Consider the following 798-nt stretch of genomic DNA (forward strand, 5'->3'; position numbering starts at 1 on the left):
TTTGAGATAGTCTTTGTCCAACAAACCTTCGGTTGGCATGGGTACATAGTCTTGATCGGCCATGTACTTACCGCGATCAGCAAACGCGAGACCAGATGCGTCCGCAATGACCTGCCAAGATTTGGCGCTGTCTGGTCCCCAGCCTTTGAGGTCGTATTGTTCGGTGATAGCCAAGATCTGTCCGACAGTTAGCGCGCCTGAGCTTGGTGGCCCCATGCCGCAGATGTCGTAGCTTTGATAAGCCGCGCAAACAGGCTCTCGCTGTTTGATGCGGTAAGTATCAAAATCTTGTTGTGCCAATACGCCCGGGTTACCCACTGCGGTTTGCACGGTTGCGATAATGTCTTTGGCAATATCACCTTGATAGAAGGCTTGAGCACCTAGCTTGGCGATGGCTTTCAAGGTTTGCGCGTATTCTGGATTCTTTAATCGTGTGCCTTCGGCTTTTGGTGAGCCATCGGCGTTAAAGAAATACGCTTTTGTGGTCGGAAAACGTGATAAACGCTCGGCGTCGTTGGCAATCAAACTGGCGAGACGAGGACTGACGGCAAAACCTTCCTCAGCCAAGTTGATCACTGGCTGAATGATCTTTTTCCATTCCAGCTTGCCGTATTTTTGGTGGGTATCCCACAACAGTTTGACGGTGCCCGGCGTCGCGACAGATCGTCCGCCTACAACGGCATCATAGAATTGCAGCGGCTGGCCTTGGTCGTCCAAAAACAGTGTTGGGGTTGCGGCGAGGGGCGCAGTTTCTCGACCATCATAAGTGGTGAGCTTTTGTTGTTCGCCATCCCAATA

The 798-nt window shown here is 51.8% G+C and carries 1 protein-coding gene; it reads right to left on the reverse strand.

Annotated elements, in window-relative coordinates; genetic code table 11:
* A partial coding sequence (locus R7O13_RS26045) for a gamma-glutamyltransferase family protein (protein ID WP_318305096.1) occupies nucleotides 1-798 on the reverse strand: 798 nt, incomplete at both ends.

It is taken from the genome of Vibrio sp. Y176, from assembly GCF_033438945.1.